Annotated in this window: 17 protein-coding genes and 1 pseudogene; all 18 read left to right on the top strand. The window is 60.3% G+C overall.

Annotated features, from left to right (window positions below):
• Positions 1–10: 10 nt before the first annotated feature.
• The 18 genes and pseudogenes from RO07_RS12800 (at position 11) to RO07_RS12715 (ending at position 17,008) form a co-directional block, all read left to right on the top strand.
• Complete coding sequence (locus RO07_RS12800; RefSeq protein WP_039411176.1) at positions 11–418, top strand: InvB/SpaK family type III secretion system chaperone; 408 nt, start codon at positions 11–13, stop codon at positions 416–418.
• Between the two features lie 14 nt (positions 419–432).
• On the top strand, positions 433–1,725 hold the full coding sequence (sctN, locus tag RO07_RS12795; RefSeq protein WP_176582426.1) for a type III secretion system ATPase SctN: 1,293 nt from the start codon (positions 433–435) through the stop codon (positions 1,723–1,725).
• Positions 1,709–2,167, top strand: a complete 459-nt coding sequence (locus tag RO07_RS25995) for a hypothetical protein (protein ID WP_072637035.1) — start codon at positions 1,709–1,711, stop codon at positions 2,165–2,167. Before sctN ends, RO07_RS25995 begins: the two co-directional genes overlap by 17 nt.
• Complete coding sequence (locus tag RO07_RS25550) at positions 2,154–3,041, top strand: SpaN/EivJ family type III secretion system needle length determinant (RefSeq protein ID WP_084072592.1); 888 nt, start codon at positions 2,154–2,156, stop codon at positions 3,039–3,041. The genes RO07_RS25995 and RO07_RS25550 overlap by 14 nt, the downstream gene beginning before the upstream one ends.
• On the top strand, positions 3,038–4,030 hold the full coding sequence (gene sctQ / locus RO07_RS12780; protein WP_039411170.1) for a type III secretion system cytoplasmic ring protein SctQ: 993 nt from the start codon (positions 3,038–3,040) through the stop codon (positions 4,028–4,030). Before RO07_RS25550 ends, sctQ begins: the two co-directional genes overlap by 4 nt.
• Positions 4,024–4,701 carry an EscR/YscR/HrcR family type III secretion system export apparatus protein gene (locus RO07_RS12775; protein ID WP_039411168.1) on the top strand — a complete coding sequence of 226 codons (678 nt, stop codon included), beginning with the start codon at positions 4,024–4,026 and terminating at the stop codon, positions 4,699–4,701. The genes sctQ and RO07_RS12775 overlap by 7 nt, the downstream gene beginning before the upstream one ends.
• Before the next feature lie 45 nt (positions 4,702–4,746).
• Positions 4,747–5,001: a type III secretion system export apparatus subunit SctS gene (sctS, locus tag RO07_RS12770; RefSeq protein ID WP_039411166.1), complete on the top strand. Its 255-nt coding sequence runs from the start codon at positions 4,747–4,749 to the stop codon at positions 4,999–5,001.
• 22 nt (positions 5,002–5,023) lie between these two features.
• On the top strand, positions 5,024–5,770 hold the full coding sequence (gene sctT / locus RO07_RS12765; protein WP_039411164.1) for a type III secretion system export apparatus subunit SctT: 747 nt from the start codon (positions 5,024–5,026) through the stop codon (positions 5,768–5,770).
• 12 nt (positions 5,771–5,782) lie between these two features.
• A complete protein-coding gene (locus tag RO07_RS12760) occupies positions 5,783–6,892 on the top strand; it encodes an EscU/YscU/HrcU family type III secretion system export apparatus switch protein (RefSeq protein WP_039411163.1) in 1,110 nt (369 codons plus the stop codon).
• Between the two features lie 156 nt (positions 6,893–7,048).
• Complete coding sequence (gene sicA, locus RO07_RS12755; protein WP_418303722.1) at positions 7,049–7,570, top strand: type III secretion system translocator chaperone SicA; 522 nt, start codon at positions 7,049–7,051, stop codon at positions 7,568–7,570.
• Positions 7,567–9,411 (top strand): type III secretion system translocon subunit SseC family protein, encoded by a 1,845-nt coding sequence (sctE, locus tag RO07_RS12750; RefSeq protein ID WP_039411162.1) that lies wholly within the window; start codon positions 7,567–7,569, stop codon positions 9,409–9,411. The genes sicA and sctE overlap by 4 nt, the downstream gene beginning before the upstream one ends.
• Before the next feature lie 65 nt (positions 9,412–9,476).
• Positions 9,477–10,811: an IpaC/SipC family type III secretion system effector gene (locus RO07_RS12745; protein ID WP_052267252.1), complete on the top strand. Its 1,335-nt coding sequence runs from the start codon at positions 9,477–9,479 to the stop codon at positions 10,809–10,811.
• Between the two features lie 95 nt (positions 10,812–10,906).
• On the top strand, positions 10,907–11,197 hold the full coding sequence (locus tag RO07_RS12740) for an H-NS histone family protein (RefSeq protein WP_039411160.1): 291 nt from the start codon (positions 10,907–10,909) through the stop codon (positions 11,195–11,197).
• Positions 11,198–11,255: 58 nt separating this feature from the next.
• Positions 11,256–12,260, top strand: a complete 1,005-nt coding sequence (locus RO07_RS12735) for an IpaD/SipD/SspD family type III secretion system needle tip protein (RefSeq protein WP_160118124.1) — start codon at positions 11,256–11,258, stop codon at positions 12,258–12,260.
• A 74-nt stretch (positions 12,261–12,334) separates the two neighbouring features.
• Complete coding sequence (locus RO07_RS12730; RefSeq protein ID WP_039411158.1) at positions 12,335–13,921, top strand: hypothetical protein; 1,587 nt, start codon at positions 12,335–12,337, stop codon at positions 13,919–13,921.
• Positions 13,918–14,187 carry an acyl carrier protein gene (locus RO07_RS12725; protein ID WP_039411157.1) on the top strand — a complete coding sequence of 90 codons (270 nt, stop codon included), beginning with the start codon at positions 13,918–13,920 and terminating at the stop codon, positions 14,185–14,187. Before RO07_RS12730 ends, RO07_RS12725 begins: the two co-directional genes overlap by 4 nt.
• Before the next feature lie 71 nt (positions 14,188–14,258).
• Positions 14,259–15,527, top strand: a pseudogene (locus RO07_RS12720) (IS256 family transposase).
• Positions 15,528–16,081: 554 nt separating this feature from the next.
• Positions 16,082–17,008: a hypothetical protein gene (locus RO07_RS12715; protein ID WP_039411155.1), complete on the top strand. Its 927-nt coding sequence runs from the start codon at positions 16,082–16,084 to the stop codon at positions 17,006–17,008.
• Positions 17,009–17,205 lie beyond the last annotated feature (197 nt).

The following is a 17,205-nucleotide window of genomic DNA, read 5'->3' as shown; positions in this document are numbered from 1 at the left end:
GGAGTCAATATTGAACACCGATATCGTGCGGCTGGTGCAGGAGAGCATGGAGAAGATGGGTTGCGGCGATGCCGTTGCCGGGAAGCTGGATGCTCATTCTCCGATTTGCATCGGTTTTCATTCAATGCCCGAGATGTACGTCGAACTCGACAATGGCAACGTCATATTCACGAGTCAACTCGACTACAGAGGGGCGGCGCAACTGGAGCGCGTTGCCGCGGATCTGCTGAGCTATCTTCTTCCACGCGGCTCTGACGTGTTTGTCTGCCGGCGACCTTTACTCTCGCTCGTGGACAGCGATCTGGTGTTGCACGCGCGCGTCGAGGAGCGTTTTACCGAAAACCCGGAGACCTTCACGCAGGCGCTGGAAGCCTTCTATGAAGAACTATGCGCCATCAGCGAGATTCTCGGCCGGTGAGCATGGAATCCAACATGCTGACGTTATTCAAACGGTGCGCGCATCCACGGCGCGTGCAGGGGCCCATCATCGAGGCGCCACTGCCGCAGGTTGCCATCGGCGAGCTCTGCCTCATTCATCAAAACGTGCACGAAAGCGGCGTGGTCGGTCGCGCGCAAGTGGTCGGCTTTGGGAACGGCACGGCGATCTTGAGTACGCTCGGTACAACGACGGGACTCTCGCGCGAGGCCGTACTCGTGCCGACGGGCGAACGCCTTGCCGTCAGCGTTTCTCCGGCGATGCTTGGCAAGGTCATCGATGCGACGGGGCATTGCGTGCAAGAACTGCTCGCCGAGCCGGCGGTGCCGTTTGCCCCGCCGCAACGGCGGGAGATTGACGCGGCGCCACCTCATCCCACGATGCGCCGGCCGACGGAAGCGCCCCTGGAGACCGGCGTGCGCGTCATTGACGGGTTGCTTACCTGCGGGGTCGGTCAGCGTTTTGGAATTTTCGCGGCAGCAGGGTGCGGCAAGACCGTGCTGATGAACATGCTGGTGCGTCACTCGGCCGCTGACGTGTACGTGATCGTGCTCGTCGGCGAGCGGGGACGCGAGGTGTCGGAGCTGGTCGAGCGCCTCAAAGGCTCGGCCCGCTGCGAGCGCACGATCGTCGTGTATGCCACTTCGGACCAATCGTCCGTCGATCGCTGCAACGCGGCGCTGCTGGCCACGACGATCGCCGAGTATTTTCGCGACCTCGGCCTGAACGTGATGCTGTTCTTCGACTCCATGACGCGCTACGCGCGTGCCCTGCGCGATGTGGCGCTTGCGGCCGGCGAGATGCCCGCGCGCCGCGGCTATCCGGCATCTGTCTTCGAGGCGCTGCCGCGCTTGCTCGAGCGACCTGGATGCACCGCAATGGGGAGCATCACGGCTTTTTATACCGTGCTGCTGGAAAACGAGGAGGAGCCTGATCCTATCGGCGATGAAATCCGCTCGATCCTCGATGGCCATATTTACCTGAGTCGCAAGCTTGCGGATAAGGGCCATTTCCCTGCGGTCGATGTATTGCGGAGCGCGAGCCGCCTGTTCGACGGCTTGGTGTCGGAGCCTCATCGCCAGATCGCGCGCGAGTTTCGTCAGTATCTGGCGAAACTCGACGAAATTCAGCTGTTCATCGATCTCGGCGAATACAAGCGAGGCGAAAACCCTGAGAACGACAAGGCCGTGGAAAAGCGCCCGCTGCTCGACGCGTTCGTACAGCAATCGATGCACGAAGCGGCTGATTTCGACAGAACGTTGGAGTGTCTCCATGAAGCGGTTCGTTGAGGCGAGAAAACTCATTGCACTTCTCTCACGTCGCGAGGAAGTTCTGCGGCGGCAGGTGCACCGCGAGTGCGAGGAGCTCTCGAAGGTGGTCGAGAAAATCGATGGCGAGCGTAGAGAAATCGAGCGGTTGCGTGAGGCGCTCGCAGCAGCAGGCGCCGGTCGAAGCTATGCGCAGCCCGAGTTGATGCGCTGGCGTGGCGCGCAGGCGGCCAGGCGTTTCGAGATTGCTCGCCGGCAAGCGGAAGAATGTGAGCTGCATGACGTTCGCTCCAGCATCGAGGGTGCTCTGGCACGGAGCCGGGCCGCGGCACTGGCCCTTGAGCAACGCCTGAACAAGCATCGAAACTGGATTGCAGGAGAGCGTTTCAAAAGGAAATTGCTGCAGGAGTACCTGGATCAGGCTGACGTTTTTGTCGGAAGGACATCTCATGCAATCAAATAGCATTGGTTCGACGGGCGCATTGGACGCTCAGGCTGCCGCCGAGGCGCTGCTGCCATCGTCCGCGCCTCTTGACGAACACCTGGCCCACAGCGCGCGGCAACTGAACAAGGCAGACGACTACGACGTCGGTCGTACCGCAAAGTCGACGGAGTCGGAGGAGAAGAAGACCAAGTCCAATGGGCCGTCCCAGGGGTTGCCATGGCCGTTTCTACACCACACTCGTGATCCGCAATTCGGACGCGGCAGCGGGCAGGGGCAAGCTCGAGCGAGCACGGTGTCTCAGATGGCGCTGCCGCCCGACGACGCTTCCGGCGAGCAATCGGCACATAAGGCCGACGCAGGGCGCGTGGGCTTGGGTTCTGATGCGAACCTGTTGCGGGACGGTTCGCAGGAGGCACCTGGCGCTCGAACGCCTCCCACTCATGATGGAGCACGCGAGCGCGCACACTCTGGAGCCGAGGGCGGGCTTCCGACCCAGGGAGGGGCTCAACCGCAGACGCAATTGCAGGGGGCGCCGGGACTGCCATTCGCAACGCCCGCGCATGCGAGGGGCCGTTCGGCGCCGGAGCTGGCCACCAGCATTCGCCAACAAGCGCAGAGTCTGGAGACGGAAGCCCGAGGCACGACTCTGCACTACAGTTTCTCGACGTGGGTCGGACAACCTGCCGTCGCGGTGCGAATCGACACGAAGCGCAATGCGCCGGTCGTCATGGTGCGCCCGACGCATGAGTCGGTTGGGGTTGCACTCGAGCGTCATGCCGACCGACTCCCATCGGGCATGACGGTGCGCATCGAGCGCGACAGAGCCGACGACGAGCAACGGCAGGGTGGGCAGTCGCGTTGGGCGGGCGGCCAACAGGAGGCCAATGAATGAGGAAAGCGCCCCTGAAGTTGCGCACGCTCGGCGCCGCCGAGTGGCGGCTCTACCGCTGCGCGCGCTCATGGCAGGCGGCAGGGTACCCGGTGCAACTTCGTTCGCGGGCGCCCCTTCCCGGTTACGCCGCGTTTGAGGCGACGTACGAGGACCGTGAATACTCGGGTTGGGTGCGGTTCGCACCGCTGCTGAAAATGCGCTACCCGGCGTTGAACGACCTCGCGTGGCATGCCCTCGACGTGCGCTATGTGGTCGAGTTGCTGAACGAACCGGGAATGCTCGCACCGCTCCCCGCGCCGCCGCAAGGTTGGGCGCATGTGCGCGCGACGGGGATTGTCGAGCACACGCAGCCCGAGGAACCGTTGATCGGCTTTGAGTCCGCCGACGGTATGTCGACATTGTTCCGCACCTTTCCCGAGGTGCTTCCGCAGGAGCTCGAGCACGTCGGCGCGTCGGCGAGCGAGTTTCCCGTCATCATAGATTTCGTGCTGGGTTCGAGCGTTGCGTCGCTGTCGGTGCTCGATTCCGTCGAGCCCGGCGACGCGCTTCTGATTGGCACTCGCAAGCCGTGTGCAATGGTTGGTGGCACGGCATTGTGCGGTTTTGATATCGAGGACGACTACATCATGTTGAATGAACAAATAGACGAGATTGCCCCGTACGATGACGATGAGCGCGAGTATGGGGACGAGGCGTCCGCGTTGTCCTCGGAGCAGAACGAGTTCCATGCCGATCCCCCTTGCTTCTCGGTGGATTCGCTGCCCGTGCGGCTCGAGTTCGTGCTTCAACGCGAAACGATGAGTGTTGCAGAGGTTGCGAAGCTCCATGCCGGCGCTGTGCTTCCAGTGCGAGAGGGCGCGCAAGGCTGCGTATCGATCCGCGCCAACGGACAGGTGATCGCGTTTGGCGAGCTGATTCAGGTCGGCGATTGTCTGGCGGTGGAGGTCAGGTCATTGCGACTCGCCCAGTTGGGAAGAGGGCGATGCTGAATCACGAAGTCGGTCTGATCCTCGTCCTCTCGATCGCAACGCTGGTGCCTTTCATCGTTGCTTCGGGATCTTGTTTCCTCAAATTTTCGATCGTTCTCGTGCTGGTGCGCAATGCACTTGGCATTCAGCAGGTGCCGTCGAATATCGCGCTCAACAGCATTGCGCTGATCATGTCGTTGTTTGTCATGATGCCGATCACGCATCGCGCTTATGAATATCTGCAGACGCACCCGTTCGACCCGATGAGCAGCCAGTCGGTCGACGGGTTCGTGGACGAAGGACTCGGTAGCTACAAGCAGTACCTGAAGCGTTACTCGGATCCTGAACTCGTCAAGTTCTTTGACCGGGCGCAGCAGGCGCGCATGGGGGAGGACGAAGATAGACCCGTGGCGGCACGTAGCGAGGCCGAAGGGCTGGGTTCGCTGTTCTCGCTGTTGCCTGCGTACTCACTGACGGAGATAAAGGGCGCATTTCTGATCGGCTTTTATCTCTACCTGCCGTTCGTCGTCGTGGATCTTGTGGTGTCGACCGTGCTGCTTGCACTTGGGATGATGATGATGAGTCCGGTGACGATTTCGGTTCCGATCAAGCTGATCTTGTTCGTGGCGATGGACGGATGGACCCTGGTCTGCAAAGGACTGGTTGTCCAGTACCTTGATTTGATGAAGTGAACGGTCAACGGATGGATCAACGAAACACTCGACGGGAGGCGGACCATGGCCGACTTGGCTTACGCAAGCAATGAAGCGCTATTGCTGGTTATCGTGCTCTCGGCCGCACCTGTCGTCGTGGCCACGCTGGTGGGTCTCGTGATCGGTTTGTTCCAGACAGTGACACAACTGCAGGAACAGACATTGCCTTTCGGGTTGAAGATGCTGGCCGTATTCGGCAGCCTGTTGCTGCTCTCCGGCTGGCTTTCCACGAAGATGCTTGTATTCGCGGTCGAGATGGTCCAGCTGGGGCTCAAGTGAAGGGGGCGCCCGCGAGATGGCAATGACCGAATGGCTTGCACCGTTCTATCGCGAGTTGGAGGCGGTGGCGATCGCCTACGCGCGCGTGGCGCCCGTGTTCTATCTGATGCCGTTCCTGAACGATCGTGTGCTTGCCAACGGTGTCATAAGGAACTGCCTGATCGTAGTGGTGATCCTGGGTCTGCGGCCCGGACTGCCTCCCCCGGAGGCAACGAATATCGTCTCGCTTCTCGGCCTGTGCATGAGCGAGGCGTTCGTCGGGCTCACACTCGGCGTGACACTGGCGCTGCCCTTCTGGGTGGCGACCGCGATCGGTGAGCTCATAGACAACCAGCGCGGCGCGACGATCAGCGATTCGATCGATCCGGCTACAGGAGTGGAGGCGTCCGTACTCGGCCCCTTCGTCAGCCTCTTCTATGTCGCTGCGTTCCTGCAGCAAGGTGGGATGTTGATGATCGTGCAAGCCCTGTACAAGAGCTACCGACATATCCCCGCGGGAATGGCGCCTCACGCGGATGTGTGGCGCTACGGCGCGGTGCTGACGGAACTCGTCGCGAAAAGCCTCTCGCTTGCGGCGCCGGTGCTCATTGTCATGTTTCTCTCCGATATCCTGCTGGGGATCTTCTCCCGGTTTTGTCCGCAGGCCAACCCGTTTTCGCTTTCGTTGAGCGTGAAGAGCGTGGTGGCATTCCTTGTTTTTCACCTGTACTTCGTGCGTGCCGCGCCCTATGAGCTCAATGCGCTTTGGGGCCACCGCATCGGTCCGTGAGGTGACGCGCTCATGCCTTCCAAGACCGAGAAGCCCACCCCCAAAAAGCTCCGCGACGCCGCCAAAAAGGGGCAGACGTTCAAGGCGAAGGACGTCACGACCCTGATTGTGTTGGCCGTGGGGGTGTTGGCCGCTGGCATCGTCGTCGATCTGCGGCATGTCATCGCTGAATTCTCACATGTGGCGGCTGCCGGCGCCGACCAGGATGCGGCATCCTACGGCCTAGAATGGATACGGAGCTATCTGAAGATGGTCATGCCGTTCATCGTCGTCTGCGCGGTGGCCGGCGCACTGCCCAGTCTGGTGCAGAGTCGCTTTACGTTGGCAACGGAAGCTCTCAAGCTCGACTTCGGCGCGCTCGACCCCGTGGCGGGCTTCAAGAAGCTCTTCAGTGGGCGTGCTGCCAAGGAACTCCTCAAAGCGCTTCTTCATCTGGTCGTGCTCTGCGCAGCGATTTCCATTTTCGTCGAGCAGAACCATCGCGATCTGTTCCAGGTATTCCGTGCGTCCCCCGAGGCACTCGCACACGAGTGGATTCGCTTGACCGTGAAGTTCGTCATGGTGCTCCTGCTGTGCGCGCTGCCGGTCGCGCTGTTCGATGCGGTGTTCGAGTTTTTCCATTATCAGAAGAACGTCAAGATGGAGAAGCGCGAGGTCGAACAGGAACGCAAGGAAACCGAAGGTCGTCCGGAAACCAAGATGAAACGCCGCGAAACGCACTCGGAACTGCTTTCCGAGGAAGTCAAGGCGAACGTCGAGCAATCGAAATTCATTGTGGCCAATCCCACGCACATCGCGATCGGCATTTATATGAACGAGGACATCGTTCCCATACCGTTTGTGTGCGTACGCGAGACGAATGCGCGGGCGCTCGCCGTTATCCGCCACGCAGAGGCGAATGGGGTGCCCGTGGTTCGTGACGTTCCACTCGCGCGGTCAGTCTACCGCCATTCCCGTCGCTATCAGTTTGTGAGCGGCGAGGACCTTGAACCGGTAATGCGGGTCCTCTGGTGGCTCAGGCAGGTCGAAATGGCGAACAGCGGCGCGAGGGCGCACACCGACGGTGGCGAGGATTTCCCTCTGCCGGAAGTAAATAACAAAAAAGAAGAGCACGACGAATAGAAATGAAGGTTTTTTGAAATCAGGCTTTTCGGAAAAAGCGTAACGTTCCATCTGCGAGAACGGCAGTAACACATCGAGACGCTTGACCGGATTCTCCTATCAAAATCAATGGGATGCGATATGTCTCAAAGTGAACCGAAAGCGGACGCTCTGGAAATGGAGCAAACGGATGAAATAGTGGAGACGGTATTCGCGGCAATCCAGAAGGGCGCGACCCTGAAGGATTTGCAGGGTGTTTCCCAGGATTTGATGGACGGTGTTTATGCGTTTGCTTACAAATTTTATCGGCAAGGCCGTCTCGACGAAGCTGAAACGTTCTTCCGTTTCCTGTGCATCTACGATTTCTACAATGCGGAATATGCGATGGGAATGGGAGCGGTTTGCCAGTTAAAGGAAGATTACGCCAGGGCGATTGATCTTTATGCACTGGCATATTCGCTCTCGAAGGACGACTATCGCCCGATGTTTCACACCGGCCAGTGCCAATTGATGATGGGCAAGGCCGGATTGGCAAGGCGTTGTTTTGAAATCGTTCGGGATAGTTCGGACGTCGATTACTTGAAGCAGATGGCCTTGTCGTATCTGGAGGGGCTCGATCAAGCCGGCGCGCGGAATACGCCGTCGCCCGAAGCCGACAAGGAATGGCCGCCGCTCGGAAAGGAAAAGGAAGCGACATGACAACGGCACCGTTGGACAACGTATATCAGAAGCACCCATTGCGTGAAGCGGTCGGCGCGCTGGGCAGGCTGACCCCGGGCGAACAAAAAACGGTCATATCGGCGGCGCAACGCGCGTTTTTGGGGGAGATGGCGATGCGGGCTTCGAGTCTCGATGTCGCCGATCCCTTGGGGGACGCACCGCGCCTGGCCGAACCGCGATACGAGGTGACACTTTCCGGCGCCGACGGCGCCATGGGGGATGTCGATGAGGCGGCGACGACGCCGACGCCGACGCGTCCGGGAATTGCGACGCTGACGGAAGTGCTGGCCGTGCTCAGATCGACTGCGACCGTCGACAGCCTGAATCGACTGGAACTCAATGCGCGGGTGTGGAACGAGCTTTCCGCGGCGATCAAGAACACGCTCGAGCAACTCAGCCTGGAGGCCACTACGGCAAATAATGCTGCGGATGAGGCGACTCAGGCCGCTTCGCGTGCCGCGGACAACGTGGCCCAGGCCGTCCAGGCGGAGAAGAGGGCCGACAAGGCGCTGGATGATGCGAAGCGAGCCTTGGCGGACGCTCAGCGGCGCGGCGCTTCCGCCGCCGACATTCAGACGTGCAAGCGTGCGGTGGATGACGCGCAGACGGCGGCGAACGCGGCCAAACTCCATGCGGCGACCGAACGCGCGGCCGCTGCTTCTGCCGCCGCCGACGCGGCGACCAAGGCCCGCCAGGCGGTTGATGCAGAGGCGAAGGCCAATTCCGCCGTGCAATCAGCAATGCTGCAGTTGGGGCCGGGCTCTCCCGTTGCCCGACAGGTCGACCGCGAGCGCCTTAGCGGGGAGGCTCGGCTGACGAAGATTCTCGGCGAGTTATCGGCGCTGATGTCAAAAGGAAGCGTGCAGGAGCTCGAGACGCAGCAGAAGCTCTTCAATGAGATGCAGGCTAGACGTCAGGAGGCGATGCGAAGGAAATCTGACGAATACCAGGAGCAGGTGAGGAAAGCCGAGGAAATGCAAAGGACGATGGGCTGCATCGGCAAGATCCTCGGCTGGGTCATTACGGCGGTCGGTGTCGCGGCAGCGGCGTTCACCGGGGGCGCCAGTCTCGCCCTCGCAGCCGTCGGTCTGGCGCTTGTGGTCGGGGATCAGGTCATCAAGGCGGCAACCGGCTTTTCCTTCATGGACAAGCTGCTGCAGCCGGTGATGGATATTCTCAAGCCGCTCATGAATCGGGTTTCCGACGCAATTGCGAGTGTTCTGGAGGCCTGCGGAGTCAACAGCGAGACTGCGCAACTCGTCGGTTCCATCCTTGGTGCGGTTGTGACTGGGGTGGCGCTGGTTGCGGCCGCCGTCCTGGGCGTGACTCTTGTGAGGGCCGTGGCGCAGCGAGTGGCGGACGCCATCGCGAGTCAGCTCACCAGATCGCTCGACTCGACAATAGTCAGAACGCTGATGGAAGCGATCGAAAAGTCGGGTCTCAAGTCGCTTGCGACACGCACCGAAGCGGCCATGGGGCGTCTCGGCAAGGCCGTCGGCATCAAAACGGAGGAGGATGCCCTGCTGGTCGCGAACCGGGTCGAGTTTGCCAGCGTAGCGCTGGGTATGGGCAACCAGGTGAGTCAAGCCGTCAGCGATGTTGTGGTCGGTGTCGCGGAAAAGCGAGCGATGCACCTGATGGCCGAGATCAAACGTGTAATCAGCGATTCGAGGTTGATCAGCGACTTGCTCAAGAAAGCGGTCGAAACGTTCGCGACCCAAAACCAGGTGCTCGCTCAGATCATGCAACAGATGTCCAATTCGATGGCAACTCAAGTTTCGGCAGCGGAGCAGGTTCTGCGCAATGTGCGCGCAGTGTGACTGTGCATGTACTCAGGTTCTGTCAATCCAACACTATCGATCCAACATTTCGGAGGCCAATCAATATGACCGAAGTCGTCGCCATCGCATCCCAGCGCGTTCTTCCCGATCCTTCGCAGCTCGGAAGTCAACGGGTTGATCCGTCGCGAGACCCGGCTGTCGGTCGGGAAACGAACCGACTCAACCCATTCGATACCAAAAAGGACGAACGGGCGCTCGTCGAGTTCGTTGTCTCGACCATGAGAACGCGCTACGCGAGCGTGGAGGGTGCGTCGAGCGAGAGCCCGCGGCTGCGTCAAGCGGTGACGCTGAGAGAATCGGGCGATCCCGACCTGACACCGCCGACAGTTTCGGCGGACACACCGAAGGTCGCGCGCGAAGTTGCGCTCGGCGTCGCAAAAATGCAGGAAAAACAGAAGGAACTATCCCAGAATCCGTCCGTGGCGATGAGCGTTGACACCTTGCTCGATCGGTTCGGCGGTGCTTCATCGCGCCCCGACGCGAGCCAACGCAAGACCACGACCGGGCGCGTGGGCGACGTTGCGAGCGAGCCTGGGGCGGCGAACACCAGCGTAGGCGGCACTTTCGGCAGCGGTGTGCAGGACGAGATGTTCAACGTGCTTCTGAAGATCGCTGCGGAGCTACGAAAAGCGCAGAAAAGCGAGCTCAGGATGCAAAGCAAGATGGTGGCGCTCCAGCGCCAGGCTGCGATGTCACAGGCAAGTTCGCTCGAGCGTCAGGGGCAGGCCATGTTGAGCGGCGCGATCGGTGGTGGTGTGTTGCTGGGAGCGCTGAGCGTGGGCGGTGGGGCAATGCAGCTCAAGGGGCTCAACACTCGAGCCGACTCCATCCGGACCGAGCTCAAGCCTCAGGCCGAACTAAGGAAGTTCGACTACGAGCAGCAACTCGCGCTGCGCGGCAGGAATGCGCCGACCTTGGCCGAAGGCGAGTCGCCCAACCTGGGCCTCCACCGCCCGAACGGCGAGACCGTGCGTCTTTCGGTCGAGCCTGATGGAAACCGGCTCAGCGACGAGCATGCGTCGGTGCTGTCGGAGGAGCGGGCGGCACGCCAGTATCGCATCGACATGCACAACATCAACCATCAGGAGAACGAGATCGTCGGCACCAAGCAGCAGAACATTGGCGCGACGGTCAACACGGCCGGCCTGATTGCAAAGAATCAGGCGGAAGGCATCTCGGGCTTGGAGCAAAGCAACGAACGTGCGCAGCAGGCCCTCGAACAGAATAACGAGCAGACCACCGGTTCGACGGCGAACGGAGATCACGAGAATGCTCAGAGAATGCATGAAATGATGCAGAAGATGCATGACCTCGCACTGCAGGTGAGCAACGCTAACGGCGGCGTGGCAAGCCAGGTGGCGTCGAACTTGCGGGCCTGAGCGTGAGTGATGCGCCTTTCGCCAAGAGGGATACGCCTTCCAAAGGGGGTTCGATGTGAGTCATAAATCGATTTCGCGATAGGGAGGAAAGCACTTTGGCGACTTACCACGAACTAAGGGAACAAGCCGAAGAACTCGCCCGCCGCGCTGAACAAATGCGGCGCGAGTTGAAGCAGGCGGTCATCGAGGACATTCGTGCCAAGGTGGCTGAGTACGGGATCACGGCACAGGAGATTTTCGAGCGGCACAAGCGCCCGAAACCCTCGGTGCCGGTCCGGCCCAAGTATCGGGATGCGTCGACGGGCGCAACCTGGACCGGACGCGGTATGGAGCCGCGCTGGATCAGGGGAAAGGACCGGCGGCAGTTCCTGATTGACCAGGAATGATCGGTGCGGCTGACGGCGTTGCGGTACGCACCGAAAAACGATGATATGGGAGCAAAAGTTGGCTATCGCGATTCAGAATAATCCACCGTTGGGCAATGAAGCGTTGCATTTTGCTCCTCAATTGCCCGGTGACATGACGAACGACACGGAGAAGATCGGATACAAGAACACGCTGGCCGAGGACGGCAATGGAAGCGTGAATGTCATTCGACATATCGACCGCGATAACGCCGATGATTTCGCCTCCCAGCTTCGCGTGGAATCACGCGTGCGCGATGCAAAGCTCGGCAAGTTGAAGCGTGCGATCGCTGAGCTGGACAGGCATGGCGCACAAGCCAACAGCCCGACGGAGGCGCTCGTGCAGGCGTACGACAAGTGGCGCACTGAGGGCGTAGGGAGCCGCGGCGACGGCATTCGCAGCCCTGGTATCGGATTGCGTTCCGCCGAGGACGACCGCTACGAAGTGGTATCGGACCGCGAAATGTTCGAGAAAATCTTCGGCGTCCTCGTCGGCGACAAGGCGACGATGGATGCGTATGCCGACATTATGCAAACGCTGACCGAGTTCTATTCCGACGTATCGGAAGCCATCGCGGAGTGTTCGCAGCACATGCATGCGGACGCGGATGGCAAGAACATGGTGGTTGATGCCGAAGCCATCAGGGGGCTGCTGCAGAAGGTGTTGGATAAGTTCAGCGTTTCCATGAAGGACGTTTCGCTGACAGCTGCACAGGCTCAGGCGTTGCAACGCGAGTTCGGCAACACCGTGACGCTGAAACAGAAGGCCGACGGCACTTACGGGGTGGTGATCAATACTGGCAGGTTGCAGGCCATGATCAAGAGTCTGGACGGGGAGGGCAAGGATTGGACGATCGACAACGCCAAGTACCAGGCGTGGTGGACGAACGGCATCATTTCCGAGGAAAACGGCATACAAACCGAGGTGCAGACGATGGCGGAAAAGTACAGCCACCGCATTACGGTGTACGACAATCTGGTCAAGGTGCTGAGTAGCACGATCGCCGCTATGCAGGAGGTGTGGAAGGGCTACCTGCAAAACTGACGGCAGAGGACAGGCTCGATCTCAACACTCGGTACAAGCACACGGATCAAATCGGAATATAGAAGAGAGCGATCATGGGAACTTCAGCGATTGTGAGCCAAGCCCCGATGGCGCTGGCCACACCGCCCTATGGACAGGAGCGGCAATCGAATCTCGTCGGTGTCAATTTCGTAGGCAACGCGGCTCAGGGCCTTCCTGTCGCGGGCACTAGTGGTATGTCAGGGGGATTGGGGCAAGCGCTCGCCGATGACGTGGCAATGGCCATCCCGTGCACGACGTGCGGAGTGATCGGCGAGGAGGTCGCGCACGTGCAGAGTGCGACGCACAGCGATGCCCAAGTGCACGAAACCTGTTTTGCCGGCGCCCCGGGAGACCGGTACAAGAAGGCGGAAGAGCGCAATGCTCGCGCATATCTCGAATGCCTGCTCGACGAAGCGGACCGAGTGGCGTTCGCCGCCCTGCAGTTCACAAGCCTGGACCGCGACGAGCTCGATAACGTGGCGACGGTGTTGCATAAGCTGTCCCTGGCCGAAGAGGCGAATGCGGATGGTCGGGAATTGCAGAAGATCGCCGATGTGTTTTCAGGGTTCGTTCGCTCGGCAGCCAGCGTGAAGCGAACCGACGGCAGCGACGTTACCCGTGATGGGGAGACCATCAGGAAAAAGTTCGGCGAGTTCCAGAAGCTCACGCTTCGGCTATGGGAAAAACACGCTTTGAGTGCGCAGACCGCGTCCGAGGCATACACGAGGCGGGCGACACATGAAGGCGTGAGCGAGTGCCTCGGCGGAAGCCTCGTGGGGGACGTCTATGACTTGAAGGACCGGCATGCGGCGCAGGCGCAACAGCGAATGAAAGCCCATGCCTTCGAGTCGGCGGTGGCAGCGGGCTCACCGGGCGTCAAGTTGCGCATGATTGCCACCGCGTTGCACCAGGAGGACGCCAGCCCGGAGCTGTTGCGAAACGTCAGGGGACGTAACGGCGCGGACGGTACGGGCGTCTCGGCCGACCCGCCTTCGGTGGATGGGGCATCACCCGCTACCGCGACACCGGGCAGGCATGTGCCAGATTTCGAGAGTGAACAAACCTTGGAGGCTGACCAGAGTCAGGATGCCAGGCCCGTTGAGAACGAGGGGCCTGGGGCGTCTCTTTCCGCGGCGTCCGAGGAGTCCGAACGAATCGCGGACAATCCGGAAGGATCGCGGCGGGCCGATATGTCGGAGGTACACAGTGGGACGCCACGTTCCTCCAGAGCGCGTTCCATGGTTGCCCCTTCGGTGGTGGTCAACGGTGGCGGGGCAGAGGCGATAAAGGCGAGCGACGTTGAGCCGAAGGCGCAGCCTGTCGGTGTGCCAGTTGCCGATTACCAGACACCGGGGGGATGGCAGCGGGGCACGGATGGTAAATGGACCAGAGGCGGGAAGAGCGTGATTGTGCGAACGACCGACGGTTTTTCACGGATCGATCCGCTCGCACGGGTGTACGACACGCTCCTGGAGCGTATCGAGGCAAAGAAGAACGCACACTTGATCGCCGACCAGGCGCCTCGCATTGGCAAGAGAAAGCCCATGTTTGCCGAAGTTTCGCCCGCTCGGCACCCCGTCACGTCAGAGGCCACTGCACGCCATGGTCGTTCGGATGCCATCGAAGAGGCCCGGTCATGAGCATCGGATCCGAAAGCGTCACCATAGATGCAGCGGACTTGGGAAGCGCGGTGCAGCAGGTCATCGCGGAACTGGCCGGACTGCCTGTTGAAAGCGTGACCGCTGAACTGCGGTTGACCGACGAGTTGGCGCTGGATTCGCTCGAGCTGATTGAACTCGTGATGGTGCTCGAAGAGCGGTGGGGAATTACGCTAACCCGCGATCGGCTTATGAAACTCGTGACGGTTGGTGACGTCGTCGCGCTCGTGAAAACGTCGTATCGATAGCGTAGTAGAGTGCGAGCCTGTCAGATTTTTAGTGTGCTGAGGTCATGAGACGATAACGGAACTAACGTCCTATGACCGATTCAACAGTGACCAAGAAGAGCAAGAACCCGAAGGCGCCGAAGCTGTTCCCCGATGAGCTGATCGATCAATTGCTTGCCCAGGTGCAGGGCAAGGACGCTGAGTCGATCCTAGGTGAATCTGGATTGGCCGGCCAGCTCAAGAAGCAGCTGGCCGAGCGCATGCTCGCGGCCGAGTTGAGCCACCATCTGGAAGCCGAGACCGAGCAAGGCAAGGCCGGCAACCACCGCAACGGCACCAGCCCTAAGACGGTCCTGACGCCCAACGGCGAACTGAAGCTGGATATTCCGCGCGATCGGCAGGCGACGTTCGAGCCGCAGTTGGTCGGCAAGTATCAACGCCGGCTGCCGGGCTTCGATGACCACGTCATCAGCATGTATGCACGCGGCATGAGCGTTCGCGAGATTCAGGGCCATCTGCTGGAACTGTATGGGCTGCAAGTGTCGCCCGACCTGATTTCCACGGTCACCGACGAGGTGCTGGCCGACGTCGAGCAATGGCAGCAACGCCCGCTCGAGGCCATGTATCCGATCGTGTACTTCGACGCGCTGCGGCTGAAGATCCGCGACGAAGGCACAGTCAAGAACAAGGCGGTCTATCTGGCGCTGGGCATCCGCGCCGACGGCCGCAAGGAAGTGCTGGGTTTGTGGATCGAGCAAACCGAAGGCGCCAAGTTCTGGCTGAAGGTCTTCAACGAGCTGAAGAACCGCGGTTTGCACGACATCCTGATCGCGGTGGTCGACGGTTTGCGCGGCTTCCCCGAAGCGATCGAGGCGGTCTATCCGGCCGCCCAAATCCAGACCTGCATCGTGCATCTGATCCGCAATTCGCTGAATCTGGCGAGCTGGAAGGACCGCAAGCCGCTGGCTGCCGCGATCAAGCCGATCTATTAGGCCGCCACGGCCGAGGCGGCGGCAGCGGCGCTCGACGCCTTTGCACAGAGCGAATGGGGTCGCAAATTCCCTACCGTCGCGGCCATGTGGCAGCGCCAATGGGAACAGGTGATTCCCTTCTTTGCCTATCCACCCGAGGTGCGTCGAATCGTATATACGACAAACGCTATCGAGAGCATGCACATGCAGTTGCGTAAGATCGTCAAGAACCGCGGCCACTTCCCGAGCGACGAAGCCGCCAGCAAACTGTTGTATCTGGCCTTGCGCAACATCGAAAAGGATTGGAAGATGCCGCCTATCACCTGGCGGCAAGCCGTCAATCAGTTCGCCATTCTGTTCGGCGAGCGATTCACCTCCGCCATCAGCTGAGACCTTTAACCGGCCTCAGCACACGAAATTCCTGACACGTCCTAGAGTGCCGGCGAAACCATGAGAGGGCCACCGCTGGCCCGCTCGTCATTGCAACCTCCGGCGTCACCATCCCCAACCCCACCTGATCCTGATTATCCAGCTATCCTAGCGGCTCAGCCGATCGACGGCGATCGATGGCATGTCAGCCGGCGCGTCGGTGCGAGCCAGGCGCGGGGAACAGCTAATACACATAATTCCACCTCGTAGAAGGTCTTTTGTTCACGGCCACTCATTATTGTTGGCAGCCCACTATATGCCCTTCATTCGCGCAAAGTCCGTGCCATCTGGACTTGCATGAATCGCTCCTCCCACATTGGCTTCCCCGCTCGGCGCCTGAGGCCTCCACATATTTCCAGGGTTCAGCTAGCAGCATTGATAGGTTTCCCTGGCTTCATACTCGGCTAGACTCGCTACTACGTAGAGAGAGCATGCCGTCGATGCCGACGTGAAGCTGAAGCAGTTGTCTCTGCCAACAATTCAGCGTCAATGCGCACTGCGCCTAGGAGGGAGAGATGAGGAAGATACTGCTTCAGCTTGCTTTCGTTACGACGTCCGTCTTGTGTGCTTCTCTAGCCAACGCCGCCGAGGCGGCCACAAGCTCCCACACGGCGCGCGATATGTGGCATCAATATATGGATACGCACGGTGACTGCGGCAGTAATACAGCACCAGTATTCTTGTGCACCGGAATTCTCATCCGCGAAACCGTACCGGGTCCGGGCTACTATTCTTGGCAACCTTCCCCGGAAGATGTGGCGACCGGCCGCATCTCGTTCTCCTATCTTCGCAAAGATGCAAAGTTCGGGGGCTTTAAGAGTGGTGGTACTAACGGACTCACCCTGTTTCCGGCTCTCGGTCCGTACAAGGGACCGTCGGGCCAGGATAAAGTCGAGGTACTGTGCGCTTTTCCCATGGACGGATGGACCGACCATCGGCCTACCGACCACGGGTGCGGGCCTACGCAAACCTTTCCCTCGCAGAGCGTCCTTTGCCAGCAGCAAGGGATCTTTACCGCTCAGGCATGGCTGAACCACTGGAATGCGGCGCCTGGAGGAAGTAACAGGAACCTCTATCAATGTGGTTTCGACGTGCGGCACAGTTCGCCATATAAAGACACGACCGACGCCTTTAACCAAGTCATCAAAGCGATGCAGCTACTGGGCGAGACCGAGTTCCACGACCACAACGAGTTGGTGATCTCAGCCTGGTCTGCAACCATTGATCCTTCCAAGCTGCCGATCCAGTCATTCTTCTACGTGGCGGTCGGCAACGACGCCGGTGGTCAGGCGCTCGCGAATGCCCAGAAAGATCAGAAAGATTATTACAATGTCACCCGCGGCGGTTTCATTCCCATCGTCCGCATTACTCCCCCCGCGTCGCTGAGCGACGATTACGACTTCCACTTCAAGCCGGAAGACCAAGCCGTTCCCATTCCATAAGCCTGTTGCGGGCAAGTGCGGCGCTGAGGCCGCCGCGCTTGCCCTGGTCAACCCGGATCGGCTTTCCCGTGAACGCATGTGTGCGCCGCTCCAGATCATCTTTTTATCACCCCCTGCGAGTGGGGTTGGCCAAGCGGCTTCCTTTCTTGGCCCGCACGTCACGTCAAGGGGCTTCCCGTTCCTCTGTCGGCGCGTTC

Source organism: Pandoraea pulmonicola (assembly GCF_000815105.2).
In the GTDB taxonomy this organism is placed as follows: Bacteria; Pseudomonadota; Gammaproteobacteria; order Burkholderiales; family Burkholderiaceae; genus Pandoraea; species Pandoraea pulmonicola.
The sequence above is the reverse complement of the archived record's forward strand: the minus strand, read 5'-3'. Positions and strand labels throughout refer to the sequence as shown.